This window comes from Mycobacterium sp. (assembly GCF_049585075.1).
In the GTDB taxonomy this organism is placed as follows: Bacteria; Actinomycetota; Actinomycetes; order Mycobacteriales; family Mycobacteriaceae; genus Mycobacterium.
In genome coordinates this window covers 1-3,774 of sequence record NZ_JBAUZA010000292.1, presented here as the reverse complement: position 1 = coordinate 3,774, position 3,774 = coordinate 1, and the positions used below count along the sequence as shown (strand labels likewise).

At 66.1% G+C, this 3,774-nt stretch carries 6 protein-coding genes and 1 pseudogene; 5 read left to right on the top strand and 2 right to left on the bottom strand.

Features of this window, described 5'->3' with window-relative positions; translation table 11 throughout:
- From WB785_RS14350 to pspM, 4 genes are all read left to right on the top strand, one after another.
- Nucleotides 1-238: CinA family protein (locus tag WB785_RS14350; RefSeq protein ID WP_424080002.1), on the top strand; the 238-nt coding region annotated here is incomplete at its 5' end.
- A gap of 87 nt (nucleotides 239-325) precedes the next feature.
- The gene (clgR, locus tag WB785_RS14345; RefSeq protein WP_424080001.1) at nucleotides 326-661 is read left to right on the top strand and encodes a transcriptional regulator ClgR; all 336 of its coding nucleotides are present in this window, start codon (nucleotides 326-328) and stop codon (nucleotides 659-661) included.
- Nucleotides 662-748: 87 nt separating this feature from the next.
- Nucleotides 749-1,576 (top strand): phage shock protein PspA, encoded by an 828-nt coding sequence (gene pspA / locus WB785_RS14340; RefSeq protein ID WP_424080000.1) that lies wholly within the window; start codon nucleotides 749-751, stop codon nucleotides 1,574-1,576.
- 15 nt (nucleotides 1,577-1,591) lie between these two features.
- Nucleotides 1,592-2,410 carry a phage shock envelope stress response protein PspM gene (gene pspM, locus WB785_RS14335; RefSeq protein ID WP_424079999.1) on the top strand — a complete coding sequence of 273 codons (819 nt, stop codon included), beginning with the start codon at nucleotides 1,592-1,594 and terminating at the stop codon, nucleotides 2,408-2,410.
- On the opposite strand, the gene WB785_RS14330 is transcribed toward pspM, so the two are convergent.
- Entirely contained in the window at nucleotides 2,407-2,829 is a 423-nt protein-coding gene (locus tag WB785_RS14330) for a DUF5313 domain-containing protein (protein WP_424079998.1), read from the bottom strand. The two genes, pspM and WB785_RS14330, sit on opposite strands and share 4 nt — an antisense overlap.
- A gap of 9 nt (nucleotides 2,830-2,838) precedes the next feature.
- Nucleotides 2,839-3,261, bottom strand: a complete 423-nt coding sequence (locus tag WB785_RS14325) for a limonene-1,2-epoxide hydrolase family protein (protein ID WP_424079997.1) — start codon at nucleotides 3,259-3,261, stop codon at nucleotides 2,839-2,841.
- 36 nt (nucleotides 3,262-3,297) lie between these two features.
- Between WB785_RS14325 and WB785_RS14320 the strand changes: the two are divergent.
- Nucleotides 3,298-3,774, top strand: a pseudogene (locus WB785_RS14320) (glycosyltransferase); the annotation flags it as partial.

Below are 3,774 nucleotides of genomic sequence, written 5' to 3'. Positions count from 1 at the left end.
GGCGCTGGCCGTCGGCGCGCAGCAACGATGCGACGCCACCTGGGGCGTCGGTTTGACCGGCGTGGCCGGACCTGAGCCGCATGGCGGACACCCGGTGGGCACGGTGTTCATGGGCCTGGCCGGGCCGATCGACACTGAGGTGGTCAAGCTGCAGCTCAGCGGGACGCGCTGGGACATCCGCATCTCGGCGGTCCGCGAGTCGATCAGCAGGCTGCGCGCACTGGTGACGGCGGCGTGAGGAGGAGCCGGGCAATTAGATCGGGAACCAATCGGCGCGCGGCGCACGTTGATCTGTTGAACTGCTGACCGGACAAAGGAGAGCGCGATGCCGTCATTACTGCGCGAGGTCCTCGGTGACGTGCTGCGTCGCGCCCGAACCAAACAAGGCCGAACTCTGCGTGAAGTGTCGGACACTGCCCGCGTCAGCCTGGGGTACCTCTCCGAGGTCGAGCGTGGCCGCAAAGAGGCATCCAGCGAGCTGCTCAGCGCGATCTGCGACGCGCTGGATGTGCCGTTGTCTCAGCTGCTCGTAGAGGCCGGTGAGCAACTTTCACGCCGGGAGCAGCTGTCGGTCTCGCCGGTCAGCGCGGCCAATATCGACGCCAGCACCAAGGTCGTCATCCCGCCCGTCGTCGCGCTGGCCCTATCAGCCACTGCCTAACGCGCAGCAAGGGTGTGGCAATCGGCGCGGAACCGATAAATTGAGGCTGAGTGCAGACACCTACACACCGAAGGCGGAGCTAATCCAATGGCCAATCCGTTCGTCAAAGCGTGGAAATACGTCATGGCGTTGTTCAACGCGAAGATCGACGAACACGCCGACCCCAAAGTGCAGATCCAGCAGGCCATCGAGGAAGCGCAGCGTCAGCACCAAGCGCTGACCCAGCAAGCCGCGCAAGTAATCGGCAACCAGCGCCAACTCGAGATGCGGCTCAACCGCCAACTTGCCGATATTGAAAAGCTTCAGGTCAACGTCCGGCAGGCGGTGACGTTGGCTGATCAGGCGACCGCCGGCGGAGACACCGCCAAAGCGACCGAGTACAACAACGCTGCCGAGGCTTTCGCGGCTCAGTTGGTGACCGCCGAGCAGAGCGTCGAAGACCTCAAGGGATTACACGACCAGGCGCTTGCCGCCGCCGCTCAGGCCAAGAAGGCCGTCGAGCAAAACGCGATGGTGCTTCAGCAGAAGATCGCCGAGCGCACCAAGCTGCTCAGCCAGCTCGAGCAGGCCAAGATGCAAGAGCAGGTCAGCGCATCGCTTCGGTCGATGAGCGAGATCGCCGCTCCGGGCAACACGCCGAGCCTCGACGAGGTGCGCGACAAGATCGAACGCCGCTACGCCAACGCGCTCGGCTCCGCCGAACTGGCGCAGAACTCTGTTCAGGGCCGCATGCTCGAGGTCGAGCACGCCGGCGTCGAGATGGCCGGCCACTCGCGGTTGGAGCAGATCCGCGCTTCGATGCGCGGCGAGGCATTGCCGGCCGGCGGGCAGGCGGGCGAGCGCACGGCTACCCCGGGCACTCCGGCGGCTGCTCCCCAGGCCACCCCAACCGAAAAACCCATCGGTCAGCAGTAGACGAGCGGAAGCGTTATGGCGGTGCAGTCCAGTCGCGGCGCGGTATGGCGGACATTGCTGTTGCGCTGGCTCGACACGGCAAGCGACCTTTCCGAGTTCGTGGCGCAGAAGATCAGCGCCGCCACCGATCCGCGGGCACGACTGCTGCGCCAGCGCCGGCGTGCGCTGCGGTGGGGGCTGATATTCGCCGCCGGAACGGTGTTCTGGGGTGTGGTGACGGCGATCCTTGCGGCCTGGGGCTGGTTCGCGCTGCTACTGGAGATCACCGGCGGGGTCGCGGTCGCGCAAGCGATGATCGCGACACTACTGCTGATTCGCTACCGCTGGCTGCGAGCCGAGCCGCTACCCGCGCTGCGGCCGACGAGCGGCCGACGCCTGCCACCGCCGAGTTCGGCCGCGCGCCCGGCGATGTACGCGCTGGGAGCCTCCGAACGCGGCTTCTTCTCACTCGTCGGCGTCATGGAGCGCGGAAACATGCTGCCCGCCACCGAGATTCGTGACCTGACCGAGGCTGCGACGAAGAGCTCGGCCGCCATGGCGGCCACCGCCGCCGAGGTGGTGTCGATGGAGCGTACAGCCAACGGCACTCCGCAGTCACGGTCATACCTGGCCCCGACTATCAACGCGTACACTGCCCAGTTGAGTGCGGGAGTACGCCAATACAACGAAATGGTCACCGCCGCAGCGCAATTGGTTTCCTCGGCGAATGGGGACCGCGGCGCCGCGCTGGTGGCTTCGCGGCAGCGCTACCGCGACGAGTTGACCGGCGCGACCGATCGCCTGGTCGGTTGGGCGCAGGCATTCGATGAACTCGGCGGGCTACCTCGGATCTAACCGTCGTCGCCGCGGAACTCGTTCGCCTTAGGCCTGGGGCCGTAGCGTTCGATGTAGGCCTGGTGGATGTGGGCATCCTTTTGGCGACGGCGTTCGTCGACCAGATCTGGGTCGAGGTTGTGCACCTGCAGCATGTGACGCCGCCACACCTTGTTGAGCGCGTGCGAGAAATACACGAACGGGATCAGAATCGGCAGTGTCATGCTCAGGTGGACATCCCACGTCGTCGGGATGAGCCAGAATGGCGCGAGCACCAATACCGCCGGAACGGCGACCCTTCGCATCATGCGGCCCGTCGCGCCTTTGCTGGCCAGATCGTTGCGCACCCAGTCCCGCATCGAGTCGGGCAACCGCCCCCCGCAGCAATAGCGGATGAACTGCACCGCGTTCGGCCGCGTGCGGACCGTGTCGTCGCTCATCGAACTGTTCTAGAACGACGCCCGCAGCGACGGCACGACCAACCCGGCCAGGCCCCGTAGCGTCGCCTTGAACATGTCAAAAAAGTCGAAATAGTCGCGCCACAGCGTGATCTGCCCGCCATGGACCTCGAACACACCGCATACCCAGAACTGTAGCCGCAGCGGGCCGAAGATCAACGCGTCGGTGCGTTCGGTGAGCACAGCGGCACCGTCGGCCGCGATGCGGTGGATCTTCACCTCGAACGCGCTGGCGCCACCCAACGAGCTGAACAGCTTCATCGCCCTATTGCGCCCGTAAATCGTTGGTAACCCGACGTTCTGGTATACCAGGTCCTCTGCCAACGCGGCGCCGGCGGTTTCGAGGTCCGCGTCCTGCAGCGCATGCAGGAACACCTCGACAATGCGGGTGTTCTCGAGAGTCTGCTCGGTCATGATCACCACCCTAGGCTCCTGTGGCAGGGTAGGGCGATGCGCGTCGCCGTGGTCGCTGGACCGGACCCGGGACACTCGTTTCCGGCCATCGCGCTGTGTCGGCGTTTCTCGGCAGCCGGCGACACGTCGACCCTGCTCACCGGCACCGAATGGCTCGAGACTGCCCGCGCCGCCGGCGTCGACGCCGTCGAACTTGCCGGGCTCGACCCCACCACCGAAGACGACGACCGTGACGCCGGCGCAAAGATCCACCAGCGCGCCGCGCGGATGGCCGTGCTCAATCTTCCGCAGCTACGGGAGATGGCGCCCGACCTCGTGGTGTCGGATGTCATCACGGCGTGCGGCGGGATGTCCGCCGAGTTGCTGGGCATCCCGTGGATCGAACTGAACCCGCATCCGCTGTATCTGCCGTCGAAGGGGTTGCCGCCACTGGGCAGCGGGCTCGCGCCCGGCACTGGTATCGCCGGCCGGCTGCGAGACGCCGCGATGAGGGCGATGACCGCGCGATCCTGG